17 protein-coding genes are annotated in these 25,147 nt (G+C 36.3%); 9 read left to right on the top strand and 8 right to left on the bottom strand.

The genetic code is table 11. The features are described from left to right. Nucleotides 1–45: 45 nt before the first annotated feature. Nucleotides 46–3,528 carry a hypothetical protein gene (locus FJA49_RS03215; RefSeq protein WP_139998798.1) on the bottom strand — a complete coding sequence of 1,161 codons (3,483 nt, stop codon included), beginning with the start codon at nt 3,526–3,528 and terminating at the stop codon, nt 46–48. 371 nt (nt 3,529–3,899) lie between these two features. On the opposite strand from FJA49_RS03215, the gene FJA49_RS03210 reads away from it, so the two are divergent. Next, nucleotides 3,900–4,598 carry a S24 family peptidase gene (locus tag FJA49_RS03210; RefSeq protein WP_139998796.1) on the top strand — a complete coding sequence of 233 codons (699 nt, stop codon included), beginning with the start codon at nt 3,900–3,902 and terminating at the stop codon, nt 4,596–4,598. Between the two features lie 31 nt (nt 4,599–4,629). On the opposite strand, the gene FJA49_RS03205 is transcribed toward FJA49_RS03210, so the two are convergent. The 5 genes from FJA49_RS03205 to FJA49_RS03185 all read right to left on the bottom strand — a co-directional run bounded on the left by FJA49_RS03205 (nt 4,630) and on the right by FJA49_RS03185 (nt 12,279). Continuing rightward, complete coding sequence (locus tag FJA49_RS03205; RefSeq protein WP_139998794.1) at nt 4,630–6,534, bottom strand: M1 family metallopeptidase; 1,905 nt, start codon at nt 6,532–6,534, stop codon at nt 4,630–4,632. Nucleotides 6,535–6,593: 59 nt separating this feature from the next. Continuing rightward, complete coding sequence (locus FJA49_RS03200) at nt 6,594–8,189, bottom strand: S8 family peptidase (protein WP_139998792.1); 1,596 nt, start codon at nt 8,187–8,189, stop codon at nt 6,594–6,596. A gap of 139 nt (nt 8,190–8,328) precedes the next feature. Continuing rightward, nucleotides 8,329–10,773: a TonB-dependent receptor gene (locus FJA49_RS03195; RefSeq protein WP_139998790.1), complete on the bottom strand. Its 2,445-nt coding sequence runs from the start codon at nt 10,771–10,773 to the stop codon at nt 8,329–8,331. 35 nt (nt 10,774–10,808) lie between these two features. After that, entirely contained in the window at nt 10,809–11,237 is a 429-nt protein-coding gene (locus tag FJA49_RS03190; RefSeq protein WP_139998788.1) for a MarR family winged helix-turn-helix transcriptional regulator, read from the bottom strand. A gap of 184 nt (nt 11,238–11,421) precedes the next feature. Further along, nucleotides 11,422–12,279: an MBL fold metallo-hydrolase gene (locus FJA49_RS03185; RefSeq protein WP_139998785.1), complete on the bottom strand. Its 858-nt coding sequence runs from the start codon at nt 12,277–12,279 to the stop codon at nt 11,422–11,424. Nucleotides 12,280–12,460: 181 nt separating this feature from the next. Between FJA49_RS03185 and FJA49_RS03180 the strand changes: the two genes are divergently transcribed. The 5 genes from FJA49_RS03180 to sufD all read left to right on the top strand — a co-directional run bounded on the left by FJA49_RS03180 (nt 12,461) and on the right by sufD (nt 16,969). After that, complete coding sequence (locus FJA49_RS03180) at nt 12,461–12,790, top strand: HesB/IscA family protein (protein WP_139998784.1); 330 nt, start codon at nt 12,461–12,463, stop codon at nt 12,788–12,790. Nucleotides 12,791–12,841: 51 nt separating this feature from the next. Further along, nucleotides 12,842–14,290 (top strand): Fe-S cluster assembly protein SufB, encoded by a 1,449-nt coding sequence (gene sufB / locus FJA49_RS03175; RefSeq protein ID WP_139998782.1) that lies wholly within the window; start codon nt 12,842–12,844, stop codon nt 14,288–14,290. Between the two features lie 34 nt (nt 14,291–14,324). Further along, the gene (sufC, locus tag FJA49_RS03170) at nt 14,325–15,071 is read left to right on the top strand and encodes a Fe-S cluster assembly ATPase SufC (RefSeq protein ID WP_139998780.1); all 747 of its coding nucleotides are present in this window, start codon (nt 14,325–14,327) and stop codon (nt 15,069–15,071) included. A 93-nt stretch (nt 15,072–15,164) separates the two neighbouring features. After that, nucleotides 15,165–15,533 carry a four helix bundle protein gene (locus tag FJA49_RS03165; RefSeq protein WP_139998778.1) on the top strand — a complete coding sequence of 123 codons (369 nt, stop codon included), beginning with the start codon at nt 15,165–15,167 and terminating at the stop codon, nt 15,531–15,533. A gap of 119 nt (nt 15,534–15,652) precedes the next feature. Continuing rightward, nucleotides 15,653–16,969, top strand: coding sequence for a Fe-S cluster assembly protein SufD (gene sufD, locus FJA49_RS03160; protein ID WP_139998776.1), 1,317 nt, complete (start codon nt 15,653–15,655; stop codon nt 16,967–16,969). Nucleotides 16,970–17,022: 53 nt separating this feature from the next. Here the strand turns inward: sufD and FJA49_RS03155 are convergent, their stop codons facing one another. Both FJA49_RS03155 and FJA49_RS03150 read right to left on the bottom strand, forming a co-directional pair. After that, nucleotides 17,023–17,706, bottom strand: coding sequence for a hypothetical protein (locus FJA49_RS03155; protein WP_139998774.1), 684 nt, complete (start codon nt 17,704–17,706; stop codon nt 17,023–17,025). 52 nt (nt 17,707–17,758) lie between these two features. Further along, nucleotides 17,759–19,105 carry a serine hydrolase domain-containing protein gene (locus FJA49_RS03150; RefSeq protein ID WP_139998772.1) on the bottom strand — a complete coding sequence of 449 codons (1,347 nt, stop codon included), beginning with the start codon at nt 19,103–19,105 and terminating at the stop codon, nt 17,759–17,761. A gap of 160 nt (nt 19,106–19,265) precedes the next feature. Here FJA49_RS03150 and FJA49_RS03145 point away from each other — a divergent pair, with 160 nt between their 5' ends. The 3 genes from FJA49_RS03145 (at nt 19,266) to FJA49_RS03135 (ending at nt 25,003) form a co-directional block, all read left to right on the top strand. Beyond that, on the top strand, nt 19,266–21,416 hold the full coding sequence (locus FJA49_RS03145) for a TonB-dependent receptor plug domain-containing protein (RefSeq protein WP_139998770.1): 2,151 nt from the start codon (nt 19,266–19,268) through the stop codon (nt 21,414–21,416). A 12-nt stretch (nt 21,417–21,428) separates the two neighbouring features. Beyond that, the gene (locus tag FJA49_RS03140; RefSeq protein ID WP_139998768.1) at nt 21,429–22,835 is read left to right on the top strand and encodes an HmuY family protein; all 1,407 of its coding nucleotides are present in this window, start codon (nt 21,429–21,431) and stop codon (nt 22,833–22,835) included. 68 nt (nt 22,836–22,903) lie between these two features. Next, nucleotides 22,904–25,003, top strand: a complete 2,100-nt coding sequence (locus tag FJA49_RS03135) for a T9SS type A sorting domain-containing protein (protein ID WP_139998767.1) — start codon at nt 22,904–22,906, stop codon at nt 25,001–25,003. Nucleotides 25,004–25,147: the final 144 nt, after the last annotated feature.

The following is a 25,147-nucleotide window of genomic DNA, read 5'->3' as shown; positions in this document are numbered from 1 at the left end:
GCCCTGCTCCATGGAGCAGGGCTTAAGGATTAATTTTGGCTTATATTATGCGGTTTGGGAATTATCTCCAATCAAGACATCTGTTTTTACAAATGATTTTATAGGATTGCCTTCGGAATCCAATATAGGCTGCCCATCGCTGTCAAACAGAGTATTGTCGTCACAGTCCGAATTGCAAGGCAAAGCGTTGACCACATTCAAGCCCATGCTTCCTGCCTGGATAATAGTCAGTGAAGTTGGTACACGGCTTTCCCATGTTTCTTCTACTTCGCCTTCCTGTGTTTGCAATTCTTTGATGATAGAAACAAATAACGGATCTTCAGGAGCCGGTACTTGTCCGCCATTCCAGACTTGTCCTGTAGCCATAAACCAGTTAACGGCTTCTTCAAATCCCGGACGTACGGTCAGGATTACTCTTGCCATACCGCTTTGAAGGAAAGCTCTGAATATTGGGTCATTTGTCTCATTCGGGTTGTATAGTTCTGCCCATTTTTCTTTGTTAGCCCAATAAAATGGGTAGAAATGGTAGCTCATCAAATCCCATTCAAAAGCCTGCTCTAAAAACTTAACCTGCGATGTATAAATATCTAAATTGGCATCGTTTTTAACTTTTAAGTCCATAGCACTACTTCCAAACAGCATGTTTTTGCCCATATTTTCATGGCCCAACATGTAAGCAATACAGTTTTTTCGCAAAATCGTATTTTCAACCTGACGATAAAATCCTGGATTTGTTTTTGCTTTAGCTTCTCCTGTTGCTTTAGCTTCGGTCAGTTTTCCCTGATATTCTGCCAATTTTGCCTCATAAGCTTCGATAATGGCGTTAAATGCTTTTAACCTCCATTGCTGTTTTGCTTTCTCAGTCAATTTGCATTTTACTGATGCAACAATATCTCCGGCAACATGGTTTCCGAGTGTAAAGGAAACTGGAACTTCTATCTCAAAATTATCTATAGGAGAATTTAGAGTCATGGTAGTCTGATGGAATTTTGCAGGATCCATAACTGTTTTATTTCCAATAGATAAAGACAGAATATTTCCTTGATAACCATTTGTGCTACTGGCATTAAAAATTCCAAATGCATCAGTGGTTTTATATCCTTCAGGGATTTTTATTTTGCCATTTCCAGAGTTGGATTCAGTGTCAGCTATTTTTGCTCCATTCGGATATCCCAAAATCGTAAAGGATTCTCCCACGGTAATTTCCTCATCAGGATAAGCTTCTATTTCTGCATTGTAAATAGCTGCCCAGTGCTTATAGGTATTTTGAACTAGTACGTTGCTGTCTTTTAAAGTTAACAAGGTAGCAGTTCTTGGGTCAATTGGCTTTACCAAAACTTCTGTAAAGGTGTCTTTTTTACCAGAAGTTACTTCGTTATGGAAAGAAGACGGTTCTGGAATCATAAATTCATACATCAGACGCTTTCCGTAATTGACAACCTTATTTTTGTAAATTTTGTCTACCCAACGGTATACCCCGGAAATATGATTGTCTCCCTTACGGTTGTCAAAACCATGTGTGTCTTCTTCAGAAAACTCTTCAATAATTTTAGTCGTACGTTCTTCTTTTACTTTTTGTACGACACGATCAAGTGCTCGTTCCGTAATTTCTTTGGCATACATAACTGCCTGGCTGTTTGATGTCTCTGATGAAGTATTGTTGGCATAGGAAGCATTTACTTCTCCTCCAAAATTCCCTGATCCCCAATGAACTCCCGCCTGAACACCTATACTGGTGTCCTTAGCCATTACTGAAGCAACTTCCTGATTCATTTCATGGCGTTCTGTAGTGGAGGTATCGGTTAATTTTTCGATTTCCTGTTCGCTGCTTGTCGTAGTCGTATCTTCAGTTTTTCTGGAACGTCTGGTGGTTTTCTCCTTAAACTCTCTCGCCATGATATTTTCGATATGCGAAACTTCACCCGGAACATAGCAACAAATTTCTTGTTCTACTTTCCTGTAATCGGTAATACCTAATCTTCTAAAACCAAAGGTTCGAACCGGTTCAAGGGCAGGAGTTGTATCGGGCTCTCCGGGGGTATTTTCATCATAAATGTCAACTATTTTATAACTTCCATTTCCAGAGGCTTTTAGTTCTTGTATCATTCCAGAAATTATTCCACCGCCTCCAACGGTACCTCTTCCTGTGATTTGTATGGCAGTGTTATTGCTCAACAGTAATTCTCCGTCAACTGTAAAATTTGTTGCCACTGAATAGTCTAATTTTTCTCTGAAAAGAGTTACCTTTAATTTGTCATCAACCCAAGTGTCATCAAAGGAAGTGCCTGAAATTATCGTTCCATTTGGAAATTTTACGTTATAGCTAGCACCAATAACATCAGCTCCTTGCGGGGCGTTGTTAAATAAAAACGTTAAAGGAGATTTGCCCATGTGGTTTTGTCCTATAAATGAGAAGACATTACCCAAGCCTATCGTATTTGTGTTTATAGGCGTTAAAATACCACCGTTATTAACAATCTCCGGATTGCCCGGGTTTTGCTGGATGAGCGTATTTGACTCATCAATTATTCCGCCCTCCATAGCTCCAATAATCCCAGTAAGTGTGCCAAAGTCATTTGAGAGATTCAAAATGACACTCTCCGTAAATGCGGAAATATTAGGAGAACTTAATGCAAAATCAATTTCTGAGTTTGCATTAAACTCAAAAGGTGGTACAGTGACTCCAACATATTCGACAAGTGTTTTTTCAATACCCAAATCCTTATCAGTATATTTTTTCTCAACAGTTTGGGCAGAAGCATAAATGTCTTTCAGGTCTTGCTCATATTGCTTATAAGCACTTTCTCGAGCCAACTGCGTCGATTTATTGTAGGATTTTTGAATGACAGACAGTTCTTTTATTGTTTCTTGGTATCGCGAAATCTTTTGTTCGGCTAAAAACAGATCCAATTTTTTATCCAGTGCTTTAGAGTTTACAGGAATTGAACGCGGTGTTCCTTTTATTGGAGCCTCGTAATTGGCTTCGTTTTCAACAAAGATTTTAGGAATAATAATCCTGGCTTTGGCTATTTCTTTTTGTTGCTCAAATGTCAAGCTTTTATTTGATACAAATTGATCGGCAACTAAGAGCGATAAAAAGATTTCACGCAGATAGGGTGATTTTTGAGAAATGATTTGATAAAAAAGATTATCCCACATTTGAATCTTTGTGTTGAAATCTAAAGGGCCGATGTTTGGAGGGGTATTTGCTGCCAATTTCAATTCGGTCAAAGAATTCCTATTGGCCATAAGCCATTCAGAAAATTTTAGAAATGGATCGCTTACAATAGAACCAATTTCTTTTTTTAGTTTTAAATTTTGACTTTCAAAACTAGTGGCCAAGCTTTGTAATTGTTTTTTTCTTTCAATGTTTGGGTTACTTTGAATCGCAGAAAGAAAATGGCTTGCAGAATATTCTGTTTCTTGATCGATTTGTACGAAATGGTTTTTTGTTTCAGCGTCATTAATCAACTCTGGCGCTCTCATGGTCATAAACCTGAAAAGTGTGTTTTTAATTTGTGTACTCATTTTGTTATTAATTTAAAATTTAAAAGAAATAAATCTTAGTAAATAACCTTTCAAAAATTACAAAACCGCTTTCCGGACAGCAATAGTTTAATTTTGTTTGGCTTATAAAGATTTTTACATTGCAAATATAGAAGAAAATAATCTACAAAACAAATTAAAATAAGATTATTTTCAAATATTTTGTAATCGGCTAATAATTATTGAAATGCTTCTATTTATGTTAACTATTGCTTATAAATGAGTTGTTTAAAATGTTTTCACTCAAACGTTTCATTCAATTTAAAACAGTACTATTTTCTTAATTTAGCGATATTTTTTATTGTGTAAAGATTTTTTTCATAAATTTGCCCAATAAATAATATTATAATCATATGGTTTCAGAAAGAGTAGGAGAATACATGGCTAAGAAAGGCATAAGTTATTATGCTTTTGAAAATAGCATTGGTGCCAGCAGAGGAAGTATTTCTAAAGCTGTAAAAGATGGAAAAAGTATTGGATCGCAGGTTTTAGAAAATATTCTTGCCGTTTATACCGATTTAAATCCAACCTGGCTTCTGACGGGCCAAGGAAATATTTTTGTGGATAATGAAGAAATCCTGAACAATAAGCAGATTGAAACCTACAGGCTTAGAACAGACAGTTATGTTGAAAATCAACAGATTCCACTGTATGATATTGAAGCAGTAGCAGGATTGGTGCCTCTTTTTCAGGATAGTAAGGCACAGGATCCAATCGATCATATTTCCATTCCGCATTTACCAAAATGTGATGGAGCGGTTTATGTTACGGGTGATAGTATGTATCCTTTGCTAAAAAGTGGCGATATCGTTCTGTATAAAGAAATTCACGATGTTGCTAATGAGATTTTCTGGGGCGAAATGTACCTCTTAGGAATCGATATGAGCGGCGAAGAGTATGTGACTGTGAAATATATCCAAAAATCGGAAAATCCGGGCTGTGTGAGGCTCGTAAGCCAAAATAAGCACCATCAGGATAAAGATGTAGAGCTTTCAAAAATAAAAGCGCTGGCTCTTGTCAAAGCCAGTATTCGAATTAATGCTATGAATTAAAAAAGGCGGACAATTTTGTCCGCCTTTTTATTTAGTTTTTCAAGATCTTACTGTTGTCCGGAATTGGTGCCGGATATACGTTATTGTCTTTTTTCACATCAGCCATCAGGTTTTCTGGATCGATTTCAATCTTGCTGATCGTTCCCATTCCTTTGTCAATAGTGAATTTTAATGAAGGATAAGCCCAATCCCATCCTTTTAAGAACGTTCTTTTGACGCCCGGATATGGATTTTCTTTGATTCCTCTCATCATTTGCAACGGAGCATAGAACGATTCCTTGCTTCCATCTACATAAGTAACCATAATATCTAATGGCATTGGCATTCTTCCAATTCTTTGAAGTACAACTTCTGTTTTTCCGTCTGCATCTCTTACTTCTTTAATCCCGTAATCGATGGTGTTTGTGGTCTGCGTCCAGTCTATTAGATACCAATCAAGGTTCATTCCTGAAACTTTTTCTGCGGTTCTTTTGAAATCGTTTGGCGTTGGATGCTTAAATTTGAAATCGTCATAAAATCTTTTAAGCGTTTTTGCCAGGTTTTCCTGTCCAATAATATAACCAAGTTGTGTCAGGAACAATTCGCCTTTGCTATATGAAGATATACCATATACCATGTTTTCTTCAAATCGGTCACCATGTGTCGTCTGTGGTTGTTCTCTACCTGTTTTAGCCATGTAGAAATAGTTAGAATAGGCTGAATCGAATGGATTTTTTTCATCTTTACTAGGCAGTACTTTAGCCATAGCCAAATCTGAAATGTAAGAAGTGAAACCTTCATCCATCCATCCGTGTTTGGACTCGTTAGTCGCCAAAACGTGTTGGAACCAAGAGTGAGCCATTTCGTGAGCTGTAACGCCTACTAAGCTACCATAAGATCTTTCGCCTGTGATTAACGTACACATAGCATATTCCATTCCACCATCGCCACCTTGAATGACTGAATATTGTTTGTATGGATAAGGACCTACATTTTTATTAAAGAAATCCATCAATTCTGCAGTTTTTGGCTGCATTTTTTTCCAGTTTTCTTTAAGTTTTGCTTTGTCTTTGTATAAGAAATGCAATTCTACATTATTTGGACCCGGGTAAACGTCATGGATATAATCCTTGTCTGCCGCCCAACTGAAATCATGAACCATTGGCGCATTAAAATGCCAGGTTAGGGTTTTAACTTTTCGAGGTATTTTTACTTCAACACCTTGATCCTGATAACCGTATCCAATTTCATTTTTATTTTGAAGATATCCTGATCCTCCTAAAATGTATTTTTTATCAATGGTGATTTTTACATCGAAATTGCCCCATACACCGTGAAATTCTCTTCCGATATAAGGGTCTGCATGCCAGCCTTCAAAGTCATATTCTGCCATTTTTGGATACCATTGTGTCATGGAAAGCGCTACACCTTCTGAGCTGTTTCTTCCTGAACGGCGAATTTGCTCTGGAACTTGTCCGTCAAAATCCAAAGTAAATTTGGTTTTGCCTTTTGGTGCAATCGGTTTTGCCAGGTCTACTTCCAAAATAGTTCCTACCACAGTTGTTGTAGCCGAAACACCATCTTGCATAAAGTTAGTCACATTCAGGTAACCAATTTGATTTGGTTTTAAGGAACTGATTCTGCTTTCTGTTTTTTCAACACCACCGGATTTTGAAGTTTTTACCATTCTTTTATCCGGGTCTACAATGGTTTGTAACCTGATATCCATTTCACTTCCAGGTTGAAAGGCATTGTTATAGAGGTGGAAAAAGACTCTTTTGAGCGTGTCTGGAGAATTGTTAGTATAGACCAGTTCTTGTTTTCCTTTGTATTGGTATGTTTTTACATCCATGTTCACGTCCATTTTATAATCGACATGCTGTTGCCAATACCCGTTTTGTGCCTTTGCACTTATACAGAATACAGAAAATACTGAAAGTAGAAATAGTTGTTTCATAAGCATATAAAATAAAAATGGAAGGGAAATCCCCTTCCATTTTGAAAGTTTCCTAGTTTTTATTTTTTCGTTTTAGCCATTTTTTCTGCCATAATCAAAGCATTGTAGGCATTAACCATCTTACCAGATGTTGAGATTTTTGAGAAGGAACGCTTGTTCGCTTTTTCACCATTCAGGACTACATCAATATTGGTCGGGATTCCTGAATCCATCAAGATATGTTTTACCTGCGAAGCAGTTAACGATGGATAATAAGAACGGATTAAAGCAGCAACTCCGGCAACATTAGGTGAAGCCATTGAAGTTCCTTGTTCGTATTTGTATTCGTTATTTGGATAAGTAGCATAAATTTTAACTCCAGGAGCGAAAACATCTACATCTTTACTACCGTAGTTCGAGAAGTCTGCCACCAGGTTTGTTCCATAAGTTGTGTCTAAAGCACCTACTTTTATTACGTTATCTGCAATTTCGCCAGATGCAATACGGTCATTTGGAAAACGCTCTTCTACATCAAGATCTGCACCTTCATTTCCAGCTGCCAAAACAATCAATACATCCTTGCTTGCAGCATATTTGATTGCGTCATAAACCCATTCTTTATGCGGAGAAAATCCTTTTCCAAAGCTTCCGTTGATTACCTTAGCACCATTATCAACAGCATAGCGAATTCCTAGTGCAATATCTTTGTCGTATTCATCACCATCAGGAACAGCTCTCACTGCCATAATAGCAACATTGTTAGCAATTCCATCTCCACCAAGGCCATTGTTTCTTACCTGAGCGATAATTCCTGAAACGTGAGTACCGTGTGAAGCGATTTCTTTTTTAGGACCTGTAACATTGTTATTTCCGTGTTTTGAATCTTTTAGGTCATCAATATTGTCACCTAAAATTTTTCTTCCATCGTGTTCAAGGTTCAGGTTGTAGTTTAGCTGATTGTAAATATGCTCTTGATATTCTTTCAACTCCGACTTGAATTCTGGCCCAGCTTGTGCAATAACAGAAAGCATTACTCTTTTGTACTGGCTTACAGTAGGATCTTTCGACTCTAAAGCTTTAAGTTCTTCTACTGTATAATTTTCCTTTTTTAATTCTTTTTGGATTACTTTATCGGCATTATTGATGAAATCAAACTGCTGTTTTGATGCCAAAGCTTCCTGATATTCCTTATCATAGGCTGCCTTTGCTTTCTTGAAGTTTTCAGAACCATCGTCTCCTTTGCGGACAATCCTTGTCATTTCCAAAGTTTCATTGGCAACATCACCAAGGAAATTCCATCCGTGAATGTCATCGATATAACCGTTTTTGTCATCATCGATTCCGTTTCCAGGAATTTCTTTAGGGTTAGTCCAAATAACTGATTTTAAGTCCGGATGTTCAATATCTACACCTGAATCTACCACACCCACAATTACTTTCGTTCCTTTTTTGTTTTTGATCAATTCTGAATAGGCTTTATCAACGCTCATTCCCGGAATTGTATCTTTTATGATATCAAGATGACTCCATCTTTTCAGATCATTTTCTTTGATTTTTGAAGTTTTTAATGGGAGGTTCTCTATACTTGTGATTGGAGTCATGCTTTTTGAAGCACCACATCCTGATAAAACCAACACTGAAAGCAGTGAAAGGGAGGACAGTTTTAGTATTTTCATTTTCAAAAAAAATTTGATTTCAATTAGTTTGCCAAAAGTACACTGACTTTACCACAAACTTATAAATAATTAACTTTATTTTAGAAAGGTTGATGATTTAAATTCAATGAATTGGCTTTTAGGGAATTCAAAATTAAGTTTAGCCATTGGTTGACCCGGCTCTCTGTTTGATGTCTTCTGCTCCGCCAGTTTTTCTTCTGTCGTTAGCATTGCTGTTTCCGAAGTTATAAGTATAGGATAAAACCGCCACTCTGGTTTCGCGACTTACTTTGAAATGTTCTCTATAATTTGTGAATTCAGTATCTGCAGTTGTTCGATTGGTATAAAAAACATCGTTTACGGCTAATTTCAGTGTACTGTTCTTGAATTTTTTCTGAACTCCAAGATTGACATACCAAATCGGATCTACATCCATAAACGCATAGATTTCCCTAGCGCGATAGTTTCCTGTAACTTCTGCAGTATAGCCATTTCCAATTTTAAAATTATTGACAGAATTGCAGTTGAAAGTAAAATTCCCTCTGTTTTTCAATGTTGTGCCTGCTACGGTTCCGGAATAAGATCCATAATAAGAATTAAAGCTGTTGGCAATGTCCCACCATTTTGCAACCTTAACCGGAACAATTATGAATAGGCCATAAATATCGGCAGTATTTAAGTTTTTGTCGGTTTGAACTGTTAGCTGTTGGTCGTTTTCCGATGGCGCAATTACTCCGGTAATATTATCTGTTGTTCGTGAAAAATTGAGTGTTGTGAAGATGTTCTGGTTGAGAATATGCGTGAGTTCAAAAGAATGAGTCGTTTGCGGCTTGAGATAAGGATTTCCTTCTTTGTAGGTTGTTGGGTCAAGGAAAAATTTAAACGGATTTAATTGGTCATAACTCGGACGTGAAATTCTTCGACTGTAATTAAATTCCAGGCTGTTATTGTCGTTAATGGCATAGCTCAAGAACCCGCTAGGGAATAGTTGTGTATAATTGTTAGTGAATGAAGTATTGTCAACCAGTTGTTCTCCAGTTATGTTTGTGTTTTCCACTCTAAAACCTAGATATGCGCTCCATTTTCCAAACTGTTTTGAGGCATTGATATATACTGCATTGATGTTTTCTTTGTAGATAAAATGATTGCTTTTTGTGGGATCAAAAACAGGAATGCCGCTGCTGACATCGTAAAATTCCAGATTATTGTCTGCTTTGACATAGCTTGTTTTTAGCCCAGTTTCGATTTTGACATCATTTTTTAGTGTTTTTACAAAGTCGGTTTTCAAGGAATAGATGTCTAAATCGCCATTAATATTTCCATTGAGCAGATAAGGATTTTGATTTTCTACATTATTGAGATCGAAATAACGTGTTATGAAATTCTGCCTGGTTTTATTACCATAATTAGCATAATCAAAATCTGTAGTCCATTCTGTACCCAAAGTATCAATCGCATATTTGTGGTTGAGGTTTACAGAATAGTTTTTCAAATTGTTACGTGAATTGTTGTTGGTGAAAAAGCGGGAAGTTTGGGAATTTGTCTCATCAAAAACATCGGAAGCATTTTTTCCGGTTGGATTATAGCGGTTGCTTACCGTATTGGCAACGATTCCGAAAGTATGTTTTTTGCTGGCAAAGAAATCGGCACCAATTTTACCGATATGATTTCTAAAATTGGTTCTTAAAAAATTGTCTTGCTCATAGGCACCGGTAAAATTCCCGTCGTTATAAAATCTTCGGTCTAAAATCAGTTCCGTAAAGCTTTCACGGTATGCAAAGTTATAATTTCCAAAAATGTTTATGTCTTTATTTCGATGATTCAGGCTCAAACTGTTATTGCTTTTTGGATATCTTCCCTGACCATAAGCAGTAGTAATACTTCCGTTTGTTCCTTTTCGTTTGTCTTTTTTCATTCGGATATTGATGATTGACGAACCTGCCGCATCGTATTTTGAGCTAGGATTAGTAATAAATTCGATTTTCTCTATAGCGCCGGAAGGAATACCACGGAGATAATTAGCCAAATCATTACCCGTCATTTGCACGGCCTTTCCATCGATTTGTACCAAAATGCCTCCTTTTCCACGTAAGCTAATATTGTCGCTATTGTCAACATTGACGCCTGGAGCTTTTTCAAGTACCTCAAAAGCTGATGAGCCCGTGGCTGTAATGCTGCTTTCCACATTGAGGATCATTTTGCCGTCTTGCCGTTCGATGTATGGTTTTGTCTTGGTGATTACAACTTCATCAAGATTTTGTATGTCCGCCTTTAATACAATAGGAGGTAGTTCTACATTTTGAATTGCCTCAAATGGTTGGCTTTCGTATCGGGTTTTTCCATTTTCAACAATTTGAACCTGATACATTCCTTTGGTCACGTTTTGGAAAACGAATTGGCCATTTTCATCAGAATACTCTGTTTTTACCAGTTTTTGTGTCGAATCGACTAAATACACAATAGTGTTGGAGATGCTTTCATTTTTGTCAGATGTTATTTTTCCAGAAATAGAGATTTTTTCCGGCTGTTCCAAGTTTTGTCCAAAAAGCAAGCTTGTCATGGTCGAAACCATAAGTATAGCAAGGATGAATATAAATCTTAGCATAATTGTTCGTTTTTTGATTGATGATTGATGATGATTTAATTGCAGTTAGAGATGATTCTCTTCAACGTTTTGTTCATTATTTCTAATTCTTCAGGAAGAATTCCAGCTAAAGCGGTTTTTCGGTTTTCCAATACCAAGCTATGGACTTTTTTGACAATAGATTTTCCTTCGTCTGTTACGTTTAGATTTGATTTTCTTCGATCGTCCGGGTTTACTTCACGTTCCAAATATTCAGATTTTACTAAAAGCTCGATTATGCGCGTGACAGAAGCATTGTCCTTAAAAACTTTTTCTCCGATTTCTTGTTGCGAAATGCCGGGATTTTCCATGATTGATTTAATGATAAGCCATTGGTCAATCGTGATTTTATAACCGTTTTCCCGAAGTCTTTTCTGAGCAAAAATGCGATAGGTTCTGATTGCTTTGTCCATTGTATAAAAAGTAATGTCTTTTAATTTTTCCATTAGGGGCTGATTTTGAATCAAATATAAATATGATTTATCAATAATTGATATATCAAATAAATATTTAACGTTTTATTTGAAATTGAATAGGGATAAATATTACTTAGCGTCTTTGCGTGAAAATAATTCCTCGCAAAGACGCTAAGTCACAAAATTTATAAGAGAGATTTTTAAAAAGAAGTTGTTATAAGATTTCTTCGCAGGTGAAAACGTCTTTTAAGCGTACGCCTTTTTCCGTGTTTTCAACAGTTATGATTTGGTTGTGAGCGTCGTGTTCTAAAAACAGATAGTAGTTGTTTTGAGCAGCTTCGGTTAGGAATTTTGCTTTTTCTGGTAATGTTAAGAGTGGGCGGGTATCATATCCCATTACATAAGGCAAAGGAAGGTGTCCGGCTGTTGGCAATAAATCTGCCATAAAACAGATAGTCTTGTCCTGATATTGAATTTTTGGGATCATCATTTTTTCTGTATGACCATCGGCAAAGAAAATATCAAATCCGAGTTCTGATTTTTTAAGCAAATCTCCGTCCGGTCTTTTGATAAATTCCAATTGTCCGCTTTCCTGCATTGGGATAATATTTTCGGTAAGGAAAGAGGCTTTTTCTCTAGGATTTGGTTTTGTTGCCCATTCCCAATGATTGTCGTTTGTCCAGAATTTGGCATTTTTAAAAGCGACTTCATATCCGGTCTTGTCGTTATTCCATTGAACACTTCCACCGCAATGGTCAAAATGCAGGTGTGTCATGAAAACATCTGTAATGTCGTCACGATGAAAACCATAAAGAGCTAAAGATTTGTCAATGGAATGGTTACCCCAAAGTGAATAATATCCAAAGAATTTTTCTGATTGTTTGTCGCCCATTCCGGTGTCAATCAAGATCAGGCGGTTTCCATCTTCAATTAAAAGGCATCTTGCGGCAATGTCAATTAGGTTATTATCATCAGCAGGATTGGTTTTGTTCCAGATCGTTTTTGGAACTACGCCAAACATGGCTCCGCCGTCTAGTTTAAAATTTCCTGCTTCGATTGGATATAATTTCATTTTTATGAGAATATAAAGGGTTAAAACTGCTTTTTGTTCGCAAATTACTAAAATCGATTGGCTTTTAAAGACCAGAAATAAACTTTTTCTATAGAAACATAGTTAGAAAAATGTTACTGATTATGGAAAAAGCTAAATATGACGTATCTTTGCAAATTAATTAGACTAAATTTAAATCACTATGATAAAGGTATCTGATACAGCAAGTAAAAGAATCATCGATATGATGAATGATGACGGCTTTGATGCTACCAAAGATTACGTTCGTGTGGGCGTAAAAAGCGGTGGGTGTTCCGGCTTGTCATATGAGTTAAAGTTTGATAAAGAACTAGGAGATAACGATAAGGTTTTTGAAGATAATAATGTAAGGATTGCCGTTGAGAAAAAATCATTTTTGTACTTAGCAGGTACAATTCTTGAATTTTCCGGAGGCTTGAATGGAAAAGGATTTGTTTTCAATAACCCGAACGCCACCCGAACTTGCGGTTGTGGAGAAAGTTTTTCTTTATAAAACTAACCCTTTCAGGGTTTTAAACCCTGAAAGGGTTGAATTTAAAAAAATATGAGCAAATACACAGAAGACGATTTAAAAATCGAGCTTGAAAATAAAGAATACGAATATGGGTTTTATACTGATATAGAGTCCGATACTTTTCCTGTTGGCTTAAACGAAGATATTGTCCGTGCTATTTCAAAGAAAAAAGAAGAGCCAGAATGGATGACCAACTGGAGAGTAGAAGCGTTCAGAGCCTGGGAACAGATGATTGAACCTGAATGGGCAAATGTTCATTATGAAAAGCCTAAATTTCAGGATATATCGTATTATTCTGCACCTCTAAAAAAAGCTAAATACGAAAGCCTTGATGAGGTAGATCCGGAACTTTTGGAGACATTCAAAAAGTTGGGGATTTCTCTTGATGAGCAAAAAGTACTAGCAGGAGTTGCTGTGGATATTGTTATGGACTCGGTTTCTGTAGCGACGACATTCAAGAAAACGCTAGCTGAAAAAGGAATTATATTCTGTTCTATTTCAGAAGCTATCAAAGAACATCCTGAATTGGTTCAAAAATATATTGGTTCTGTAGTTCCGCAAAAAGACAATTTCTATGCGGCTCTGAATTCGGCTGTTTTTTCAGACGGATCGTTCTGCTATATTCCAAAAGGCGTTCGTTGTCCGATGGAACTTTCAACCTATTTCCGTATCAACCAAGCCGGAACCGGACAGTTTGAAAGAACATTGGTTATTGCTGATGAAGGAAGTTATGTTTCTTATTTAGAGGGATGTACTGCTCCATCACGTGATGAAAATCAATTGCATGCTGCAGTAGTGGAATTGATTGCGTTGGATGATGCTGAAATCAAATATTCTACAGTTCAAAACTGGTTTCCGGGTAACAAAGAAGGTAAAGGTGGAGTATTCAACTTCGTAACCAAACGAGGTTTGTGCGAGAAAAACGCAAAAATTTCCTGGACACAGGTAGAAACTGGTTCTGCCGTAACCTGGAAATATCCATCATGTGTGCTAAAAGGAGATAATTCGGTTGGAGAATTCTATTCTATCGCCGTAACCAATAATTTCCAGCAGGCTGATACCGGAACCAAAATGATCCATTTAGGGAAGAACACGAAATCAACGATTATTTCCAAAGGAATCTCTGCCGGGAAATCACAAAATAGCTACCGTGGACTAGTTCAGATCAGTTCAAGAGCAGATAACGCAAGAAACTTTTCACAATGTGACTCGCTATTGATGGGAAATAACTGCGGAGCACATACTTTTCCATATATCGAATCTAAAAATCCGTCGGCTAAAATAGAACATGAGGCAACGACCAGTAAGATTGGTGAGGACCAGGTTTTCTATTGCAACCAAAGAGGAATTCCTACAGAAAAAGCTATTGCTTTAATCGTAAATGGTTTCAGTAAAGAAGTCTTAAATAAACTTCCTATGGAATTTGCAGTTGAGGCGCAAAAATTATTAGAAATATCACTTGAAGGTTCCGTTGGATAATCTTTCAAGACTCTATAAAAACACAAAAGCAACAATGTTAAGTATAAAAAATTTACACGCTGGAATTGAGGACAAAGATATCCTGAAAGGCATCAATCTTGAAGTGAAAGCCGGCGAAGTTCATGCTATTATGGGACCTAACGGTTCTGGAAAAAGTACACTTTCTGCTGTAATTGCAGGAAACGAAAATTATGAAGTTACTGAAGGTACAGTTGAATTGGATGGAGAAGATTTGTCTGATTTAGCACCTGAAGAAAGAGCACATAAAGGTGTGTTTCTTTCATTCCAGTATCCTGTAGAGATTCCGGGAGTTTCTGTAACGAACTTTATGAAAACTGCTATTAACGAATCCCGAAAAGCAAAAGGGCAGGAGGAAATGCCAGCTAATGAAATGCTGAAATTAATTCGTGAAAAATCAGAACTTTTGGAAATTGACAGAAAATTTTTGTCACGTTCGCTTAACGAAGGTTTTTCTGGTGGTGAGAAAAAAAGAAATGAGATCTTCCAAATGGCAATGTTGGAGCCAAAATTGGCTATTCTTGACGAAACGGATTCAGGTTTGGATATCGATGCTTTGAGAATTGTTGCCAATGGTGTTAATAAGCTAAAAAGCGAGAACAATGCGATTATTGTAATCACACACTACCAAAGACTTTTAGATTATATCGTTCCGGATTTTGTACATGTTTTATACAATGGAAAAATTGTAAAATCTGGAGGAAAAGAATTGGCTTACGAACTGGAAGAAAAAGGTTACGACTGGATTAAGGCTGAGAATTAATTTGACGAAAGTCGGAAAGTCGCAAGTTGTAAAGTTGCAAGTCTGAAAGGGCTTGTGGGAAAAAATTAATATACGCCATAAAAACCCATACAAATGGGAAAGTTTAATTCCTTTGAAGAGATTAATTCTTGGCAAAAGTCTAGAATTTTCAATAAAAAAGTTTACCTCATAACAGAAGGTGAAATTTTTAAAAAAGACATTGATTTTGTCAGGCAAATACGAAGAGCCTCAATTTCGATTTCATCAAATATTGCAGAAGGTTTTGAACGCAATACAGATAAGGAATTTATATATTTTCTCTACGTTGCAAAAGCATCGGCGGGTGAAGTTCGTTCCCAATTATATTTAGCATTTGACCTAAATTATATTGAAGAAAAAGATTTTGAAGATTTACTTTTTGAAATAATTGAAATATCAAAACTCTTAAGTGGGTTTATTAAATATCTAAGTCGAAAGTTATAAAGTCGCAAGTCGAAAAGGATTGCAGATTTTAGATTTAAGACAAAAAAAATAGTTGATTGCAAAAGTCTTTTGACTTTAGGACTTTAGACTTTAAGACTCTCAACTTTAAGACTAACAAAATGGAATTAAAAGAAAAACTAATATCATCTTTTATGGCTTTTGAAGAACGTGTAGATGTTGATTCAGCATTGCACGATGTTCGCACAGAAGCTTTTAAAAATTTTGAAGAGAAAGGCTTTCCTACTAAAAAAGAGGAAGCTTGGAAATATACTTCGCTGAGTTCGATTTTAAAAAATGACTTTAGCGTTTTTCCAAAAAAGGAAAATGCAGTTGAGTTTTCGGAAGTAAAGAAATTTTTCCTTCATGAAATAGACACCTACAAAGTTGTTTTTGTAGATGGTGTTTTCAGCTCATTTCTTTCTTCTACAACACATGACGGTTTGGATGTCTGCCTGATGTCTTCTGCACTGAATAAGCCAAAATACAAAATGGTAATCGATGAATATTTCAATAAGATTGCCAGTAAAGATGAAAGCCTGACTTCTTTAAATACTGCTTTTGCTTACGAAGGAGCTTATATCAATATTCCGCGAAGTAAGGTGGTAGAAAAGCCGATAGAAATCATCAATTTTTCTACAGGTACAGAAGCAGCATTACTAGTCCAGCCGAGAAATCTTATTATCGTTGGTGAAAATGCGCATGTGCAGATTATCGAAAGACACCAGAGTTTGAATGAAAACCCGGTACTGACAAATTCTGTTACCGAAATCTTTGCTCAAAAAAGAGCGATTGTAGATTATTACAAGATTCAGAATGACAATCTAGAGGCATCTTTGATTGATAATACATATATCGCCCAGAAAGACCAAAGCAACGCTTCTGTGCATACTTTTTCTTTTGGAGGCAATCTGACAAGGAACAACCTGAATTTCTTCCACCAGGGCGAGCATATCGACTCTACGCTGAAAGGAATTACAATTATTGAAGGAAAACAGCACGTTGACCATTATACTTTGGTACATCATGCGACTCCAAATTGTGAAAGCCATCAGAATTACAAAGGAATTTTTGATGATAAGGCTACAGGAGTATTCAACGGAAAGATTTATGTAGAGAAAGAAGCTCAGAAAACAGATGCTTTCCAACAAAATAACAATATCCTTTTAAGCGATAGAGCTTCTATCAATGCAAAGCCACAGTTGGAAATTTTTGCAGATGATGTAAAATGTTCTCACGGTTGTACGATAGGCCAGCTTGATGAAAAAGCAATGTTCTATATGCAATCTAGAGGTATTCCTCAAAAAGAAGCGAAAGCTTTGCTGATGTATGCCTTTTCAAATGAAGTAATCGAAAGTATCAAGATTCCGGCAATGAAAGCCAGAGTCACTAAGATTATTGCGACTAAATTAGGCGTTAATATGGGATTTGATTTATAATTGAATACATAAAGAAACAAAAAAGACTTCAAGATAATTGAAGCCTTTTCTGTTTAGTGTAAAATGTGATTTATTAATGCTCTTTCTTGTGTTGAGCCATTGTAAGATGTGTTTTCCCATATTGGCCCGACATCTTTAGCAAACCAGTATTGCAAATCGATAATGACAGTTTGTTCGAGAATTTTCATCTCTACTATTGTTTTTGTCTTTATGACATTAGGATAAGTAATGCCATTCAATACAACGGTTGAATTTTTTTCTAGTATAGTGCCGGTGTATTTAATTTTAGCGGTGGTCGATGTGGTTTGTCCGTTAAAAGAATAGGTGATTTTGGAGGATAAATTCCCATTCCAGGAAGCATTGGCTTCCAGATCGTCTTTGAAAATTGGAATTTCATATCCTTGCATGTTCATTGTAATACCTTCTTGATTAATAGAAGAGTCGGCTATTTTTTGTAAATAAGTTGCTCCTTTTTTTGCGACCCAATTCTGAACACCAAAAACATTGTCTGCCTGATCAGAAATTTCATAATATGTTGTGCCATTGATTGCGGTGCTGCCAATGATCTTTAATTCTGAGTTTCCAATGTCGGAACCAAAAATCCAGGTATTATTTACTGCCATTGGCCAATAGTTTCCTGTCGACTCACCATAAGATACGCTATTGCTATCATCGCTACTGCACGAAGTGACGAACAGCGCTGAAACGAATGCTAATGCTAGAACAATTTTTTTCATTTGTTATGTTTTTTTACGAAGATAGGATTTTTAAGGAAAATCAGACAAATAATTATTTCTTGATGCTGTCCAGAATTCCTTTCAACATTTTATTAAAGTCAAAAGCTTCATCGTCAGTCAGTCCAAAACGGACAATAACCAAATCTTTTGATGGAATGATAAAGATTTTCTGTCCCTGAAAACCGCTGGCATAATACAAATCTTTTGGAGCATCGGGGTATTTACCACCAGCATTGAGCCAGAAATGCCCGCCATAACGACCTTTGGATGTTGAGGTTGGTGTAGCCACATAGTCAGCCCAGTTTTCATCAAAAAGCTGTTCGCCATTCCAATTACCTTTATGGAGATATAACAAGCCAAATTTGCCCCAATCTCTTGTAGTAGCCCAAGCGTAAGAAGAACCTACATAATTCCCTGCCATATCGGTTTCTACCAACATCGAATCCATTCCAATTTTGTCGATTAATGAAGAATACCAGAAATCCAAATACTCCTGCTGTGTCTTAAACTGGCTTCTTAAAATACCGGACAATAGATTGGTGGTTCCTGAAGAATAATTCCAGCTTTCGTTTGGCTTGCCTACCAATGGCTTTTCTCTCTGGACTTTTGCCATGTCTTCAGCCTGGAAGAGCATAAGTGTAGCATCACAAATCTTATCGTATTTCTCTTCCCATTCTAAACCGGAATTCATATGAAGCAGGTCGTTTATGGTAATTTCAGAACGTTTGTCGTTTTTCCATTCGGCAATTGGCGCCGGCTTGTAAATGTCTATCTTCCCTTGTTTTTGCAAAATCCCAAAATAAGTGGCTGTTAGGCTCTTGGTCATTGACCAGCCTAAAATCCTGGAATTCTTATCAAAACCCGAATCGTATTTTTCACCAACAATCTTGTCTTTATATATAATAAGGAGCGAACGTGTCCTTTTGTTCTTTTCGCCCTTTTTGTCAAAAGCATTTTCGATCGCTTTATTTAGTTTGCTATAATCAATAGCAGCGAAAGTAGTGTCGGCAGGTTCGTTATTTCCATATGGATAGGGAAGATTGCTGTTAATTTTGGCTCTTTTTGGGGTCAGATAAGGTTTTGAAAAGTCAAAACTATCATCGATTAATGTTACACCCAGACCTTCACGGTATATTGCCTTACGTTCTTTTAAGCCATAAACAGAGGTCGAGGCATAATTTTCTTTTTCGTGAATGGTATTGCTAGCCAGTGTAATAAGCTTAATATCATTATCACCCGATTCGATCATTTGTTGTGAACGATGGCCTATAAAATATCCTGAAGCGATGCTTTTTGCCGAAAATCCTGATATCAAGTCCAGCTTAGGATAATTCGTGAATCCCAAATACACAATCATTATGGCCAAAAGAATACCCGCTATTTTAAGTTTTTTCTTCATGAAAGTTCTTGATTTTGGTAAATTTAAGAAGAAAATCATTATCAGAATGTTTTCAAATTAAGGGGCTGACATTTTTATTTAGAATTAGTAAAAATAATTTGCATAAACCAGATAGCCTCCCTAGATTTGCAATTTAGAATTAATCTAAAGATGAATTGTAATGCAGATTTATACTAAGGCTTATATTTCCTTATCCCTTTTTCTTTCTTTTAGTGCTTTTTCGCAAGAAAAACTTCAAGATACCACAAGAACCAGTCAACTTGAAGAAGTAGTTGTTACGGGTCAGTTCGAACCGCAATCTCTTAAAAAATCAGTCCATAACGTCAGAGTTATTACTCGAGAAGACATAAAGCGTCTTGCAGCCAATAATTTGGGAGATGTTTTGAACCAATATCTTAATATTTCTATCAGAACAAGCGGCAGTGACGGACGTTCAACTGTTTCAATGTTTGGTCTTGATGCGCAATATTTCAAGATATTAGTAGATAACGTGCCCTTGGTCAGTGATACAGGTTTAGGAACCAATATTGATCTTACTCAGGTAAACCTTGACGATATTGAGCAAATTGAAATCATTGAAGGTTCTATGGGTGTTACTCACGGTGCTAATGCAGTAACGGGAGTATTGAACATTATTACTAAAAAGAGTTCAAAGCATAAATGGGAGATTACAGCTACCGCTCAGGAAGAAACTGTATCTAATGAGTTCGCTTTTTTTGATAAAGGAAGACATATCCAGAATGCTAAGATTTCGCATAACTTCAATGAAAATTGGTTTGTTTCCGTTGGTGGAAGCCGAAATGATTTTGCTGGATTCTTTGATGATAAAGAAGGTAAGGATTATATCAAAAACGATGGGAAAAGAGGTTATAGCTGGCTTCCAAAAGAACAGTTAGTCGGCAACGGATTGGTTGGATATACCAAAGGTGATTTCAGGATTTTCTATAAGTTTGATTACTTTGGCGAAAATGTAGATTATTACAATCCGGTTGTAATTCCAATAGTTAATTATCCTTTTCCGGATACGAACTTCTCTAATGATAGAAGATACATTTCCAATAGATATTACCATCACTTGAACTCATATGGGAAATTGTTTTCACAGTTGAACTATAATGTTTCGGTATCTCACCAAAAGCAAAACCGCGATATTGAAAAATTCAATTACCAATTAGAAAGCCAGAGTGAAACGGCTAATAATAGAGAAACCTACCAGTCAAAAGAAGTAATTTATTCGACAGGAGCTTTGAGCAATTTCTTTAAAGATAAAAGAGTAGATCTTCAATTGGGTTACGAAGCAGTAAACGAAAGAGGTTTTTATGATGCTACTGCCGGAATTTTTAAAGACGATCAGCAGCAAGTAACAGATGTCAGAAAAAGATTGGAGAACTACGATATTTTTACGGCGGCAGAAATCCGCTTTACAGAAAAATTCTCTGTGCGTCCTGGAATACGTTATTCTATACAATCTAAATTTGAAGATCAATATGCAAGTTCATTGGGCTTGAGATATATTTTTCCTCATGGAATTGAAGCCAGAGGATCTTTAGGCAAGTCATACAGAACTCCAAATTTTGATGAACTGTATACTTATTTTGTGGATTCCAATCATAATCTTCAAGGAAATGAAAACCTGATCCCAGAAACAAGTTCTTCTTACGAATTAAGTGTAAAGAAAGCAACTTATTTTGATTCAGGAGCCCAACTTTCAAACAACCTTGCAGTTACTTATATGGATGTTGACGATAGGATAAGTATGGTTTTAACACAGGTAACACCGATGCAAAGCTATAAATACATGAATATCGACAAGTACAAGATGTGGAATATTTCATCGACACACCAGTTTGCATATAAAAACTGGAATGCAAAAGTAGGGCTGGCCTTAGTGGGTATTTCCCAAAAAATCGATTTAGCAGCGTTAAATTTAACTTCAGATGATAAATTCCTGTATTCTTTACAAGTGAATTCCAATCTATCCTATAATGTTCCAAAATGGAATACATTATTTTCAATCTATTACAAATTCAACGGGAAACAACAGCAATTTATATCGTCTACAGATACTGCAGGAAATGCTGAGTTCATCTTGTCTGAGCTAGAATCTTACGGCTGGATGGATGCTTCGATCCGAAAATCATTTTTCAAAAATCAGTTTGAAGTTACTGTTGGAGCTCGAAATCTTCTGGATGTTACGAGTGTACAGCTTACACAAGGAACTACTGGCGTACACGTAGCAGGTTCTGACTTGCTATTAGGATATGGAAGATCCTATTTCTTAAAACTTACGTATAATCTCAATTTTAATTAATCTATAAATAATATGAAAAAAAATCTAGTTTTTATTCTATCACTGGTAATGCTGGCCTTCGCAGGTTGTAGCGATGATGATAATAAAGGTTCTAATCCTATTTCTGTTGCTTTTGGTGTGCCGTCTTTAAATTTGACTGACGCAACAACACCTATACAAATTGTGTTCTCTAAGCCTACTACAGCGGCTGGTTCCCTGAATATTTCTTTTGTTACAACTGCGGTTGCATATGGTACAGATTTTACTACTGCTCCTGCTGCTACAGGAACTACTTTGACTATTCCTTACGCTGCTAATGTAAGTTCTGTTTCATTCAACTTCAATAAATTAACGAATGCAGTTCCAACAGATGTAAAAAATGTAAAATTCACAATCATTGATGCTACAAATGTTACTGTTTCTAATAACAATAGAATTCAAGTTAACTTTAACGAAGCCGCTTCTTTAGGACAAGCTATGGCAGCAGCAGTTGGAGGACCAAATCAGCCAAATCAGGTATATATTGATTTGAGCAGCGGAGGTAATGCTACAGCACTAAGAACTTCTTGGGATCTTGGATTCTATGGAGGTACTGATTTCAGAGTGACTATCAACGGTTCATTGAAAATGGCTGCTAAGAAATTAGAAACTACTAATATTGATGAGGTTCAATCACCAGACGAGTCTATGATTATTTCTCAAGGACAAGGTGTGGCTTCACAAATTGACCATCCAGCAGGACTTATCACAGGTACAGCTATCGAAGCAGTTTCTGCTAATGATGCTGACAACAAGGTATATTTGATTAACATGGGAAGCAATCCTTCCGAAACAGCTCCATCAACAGGTTCTGAAGGTTCAGCTTCAGGTACTTTAAGAGGTTGGAAAAAAGTAAGAATCCTTAGAAGCGGAATGGATTATAAAATCCAATATGCTGATATTGATGCAACAACTCACGAAGAGAAAATCATCTCTAAAAATTCAGCATACAACTTTACATTCTTCAGTTTGGTTACTAAGAACGTAGTAAATGTTGAGCCACAAAAAAACCAGTGGGATATCAACTTTACAACTTTCACTAACCTAGTAGGTCCAACAACTCCTTACTACTACCCAGATTTCGTAGTAACTAACCTAAAAGGTGGTGCAAGATCCTACCAAGTTGTAAACACTGAAACTTTGAACTATGACACTTTCACACTTGCTAATGTGGTGTCAGGTAACTTTACTGAAGACCAAAGAAACATTGGTTCTAACTGGAGAAGTACAAGCATTACAGGTCCTGGAGGATTGCCAGTTTCAGCATTCGTTTTGAAAACTGATCGTTTCTTCGTTATCAAAGACCCAGCTGGAAACATCTACAAATTGAAATTTACTGGTGGTGCTAATGCATCAGGAGAAAGAGGTTATCCTACTTTCCAATATGCTTTGCTACAATAATTAACATATAGAATTATACTAACCGAGCCGATAGGCTCGGTTTTTTTATACATTTTAAACAAATATTTATGATGAAAAAATATCTTAATTTCTTTTCATTGAGCCTTTTATTGTTTTTTACATCTCTTAGTTATGGGCAAACCTATACTGTGACGATGAGTAATGTTTATGTCAATAATCAATGGGTTAATCAGGGAAGCGCTATTAGTTTTGGAGCTAATGACATTATTACGGTGAAGCTTTCTGTTGATGTTTACAGTAGTACTGGAAATTCGGGAATGCTGAACGTATACTATCAAAGAGGTTCGGGCTATGAGCCTATTGTTCCTTCTGGCGGTTATGGGGGAACAATTACTGGCTCAGGATCCCGCAATTTTACAATTGAATTAAATGGTGCACAATTTAATGCTTCTGGAGGATTTATTTTTGCTCAATTTGCTGTTTCAGGAAATAATGGGGCAGTGCCTAGGAGCTCCAATTGGCCTGTAATTAAACCTGGAGCACCTCCAATTTCTAACAATAGCATTGTTGGCACTCAAACAAAATTTTATGGTCTAAGTGCAACAATTACGGGAAGTACTCCTTCAGGAGGTAACGGTAGTTATTTTTATCAATGGCAAAAAAATACAACAGGAAGTTGGTCAAATATTGTTGGAGCTCATGAGCAAAATTACTTAACTGAATTATTGACGCAGACAACTCAATTTAGAAGAATAGTTATGTCTAATGGAACCACCGATCATACTAGTGGAGCTGTTGTGGTAACAATAGTAAATTCATTACCAATAACTAATAATTCAATTTCTGGAAACCAGACCATCAACGAAGGAAATACAGCGTCTTTTATAACAGGAACTAGTCCTTCTGGTGGAAGTGGACCTGATAGTTACAGATATATATGGCAAAAAAAATCAGGAAATGGTACATGGACTACCATACCTAATGCTTCTAATCAAAACTATTCACCAGGAACTCCATTTGTTACTACAAACTATAGAAGAATTGTGAAATCTGGTAATGCTGCAGATATTACAAGCAATGAAGTAACAATAACGGTTATTCCGGCTCCGCCAATCCAAAATAATACAATTGTTTTAAATAATGGAACAATAAATGGTAGCCAGCCAACAGGAGGAATAGGTGTTTACAATTATTCTTGGATATTATGGGGAGGAGAAGAACCGTATACTTTTCCAAATACAAGCCAAAATTTGGTTATAACTGCAGATATATATAATTATTTAAATACGTATCCGAATTTATTTATTGTAAGAAATGTAACTTCAGGAAGCCAGATTTTGAGCAGTAATAGTATCGTAATTGCTCCACTTCCAGTAATACAAAATAATACCATTTCTCTTAACGGATCTTCAGTTACAGGAAGTTTGCCAACAGGAGGGAATGGTAATTATACATATACATGGAATTTGGTGGGAGGTGAAGAGCCTTATGTCTTTCCTGAAACAAGTCAAAGCATAGTTCTTTCTGCGTCTATATTTCAATATCTGGAAACGTATCCCAATTTATTTATATCCAGAACCGTGAATTCTGGGAATAAGGTTTCTTATAGTAATAATGTTACTTTAGTTCCTTTGCCACAAATACAAAATAATACGATTTCGGCGAATGGACTTCAAATTATTGGAAGTCAACCAACAGGCGGGGATAACATATATCAATATTCTTGGTTTATATCGAGTCCAGAAGATCCAATATTTTTTCCTGATACGACAAAAGATTTAGATCTAAACCCTTATACGAATGCTATTCGGGTATTACAGACTTATCCAACGGCGGTTTTATATAGATTAGTGAAATCTGCCAATAGAAGTTCTTATAGTAATAATTTAAGTTTTTATAGTGGCAGGCAAAGACAAAAAGAAATGTTGTTTACGCAAGGGAGTGAGAACTTTAATTCTGAACCAAAAATCTATCCAAACCCAACAACAAAAGCAGTAAATTTCGAAACGGGTTTAAATCAAACTACAGCTGTTGAGATTGCAGCTTACAATGAATTTGGAATTAATGCTGTTGTTTTTAAAGGAGATGTAAATCCAGGACAAGTGATAGAATGGAACATCCCGTCAAATTATCCTAAAGGATTGTATTTCTATAAAATCCTTTCTGGAAATGAAGAAATCAAAACAGGAAAAATAGTGTATCAATAATTTTTCAAACCATATTATATTCAAACCGAGCCATTGGCTCGGTTTTTTTGTTTTTAAGCCACAAAAAGTCATGAATGACATATATAGCTCATTCGAGGCTCTTTCGTTCGTTAGAGCAAAAAAAACAATGTTTTTATCCCATAA

The organism is Flavobacterium microcysteis (assembly GCF_006385255.1).
Lineage (GTDB): Bacteria > Bacteroidota > Bacteroidia > Flavobacteriales > Flavobacteriaceae > Flavobacterium > Flavobacterium microcysteis.
Note: the sequence above shows the minus strand (reverse complement) of the source record. Positions and strands in the feature narration are given on the sequence as shown.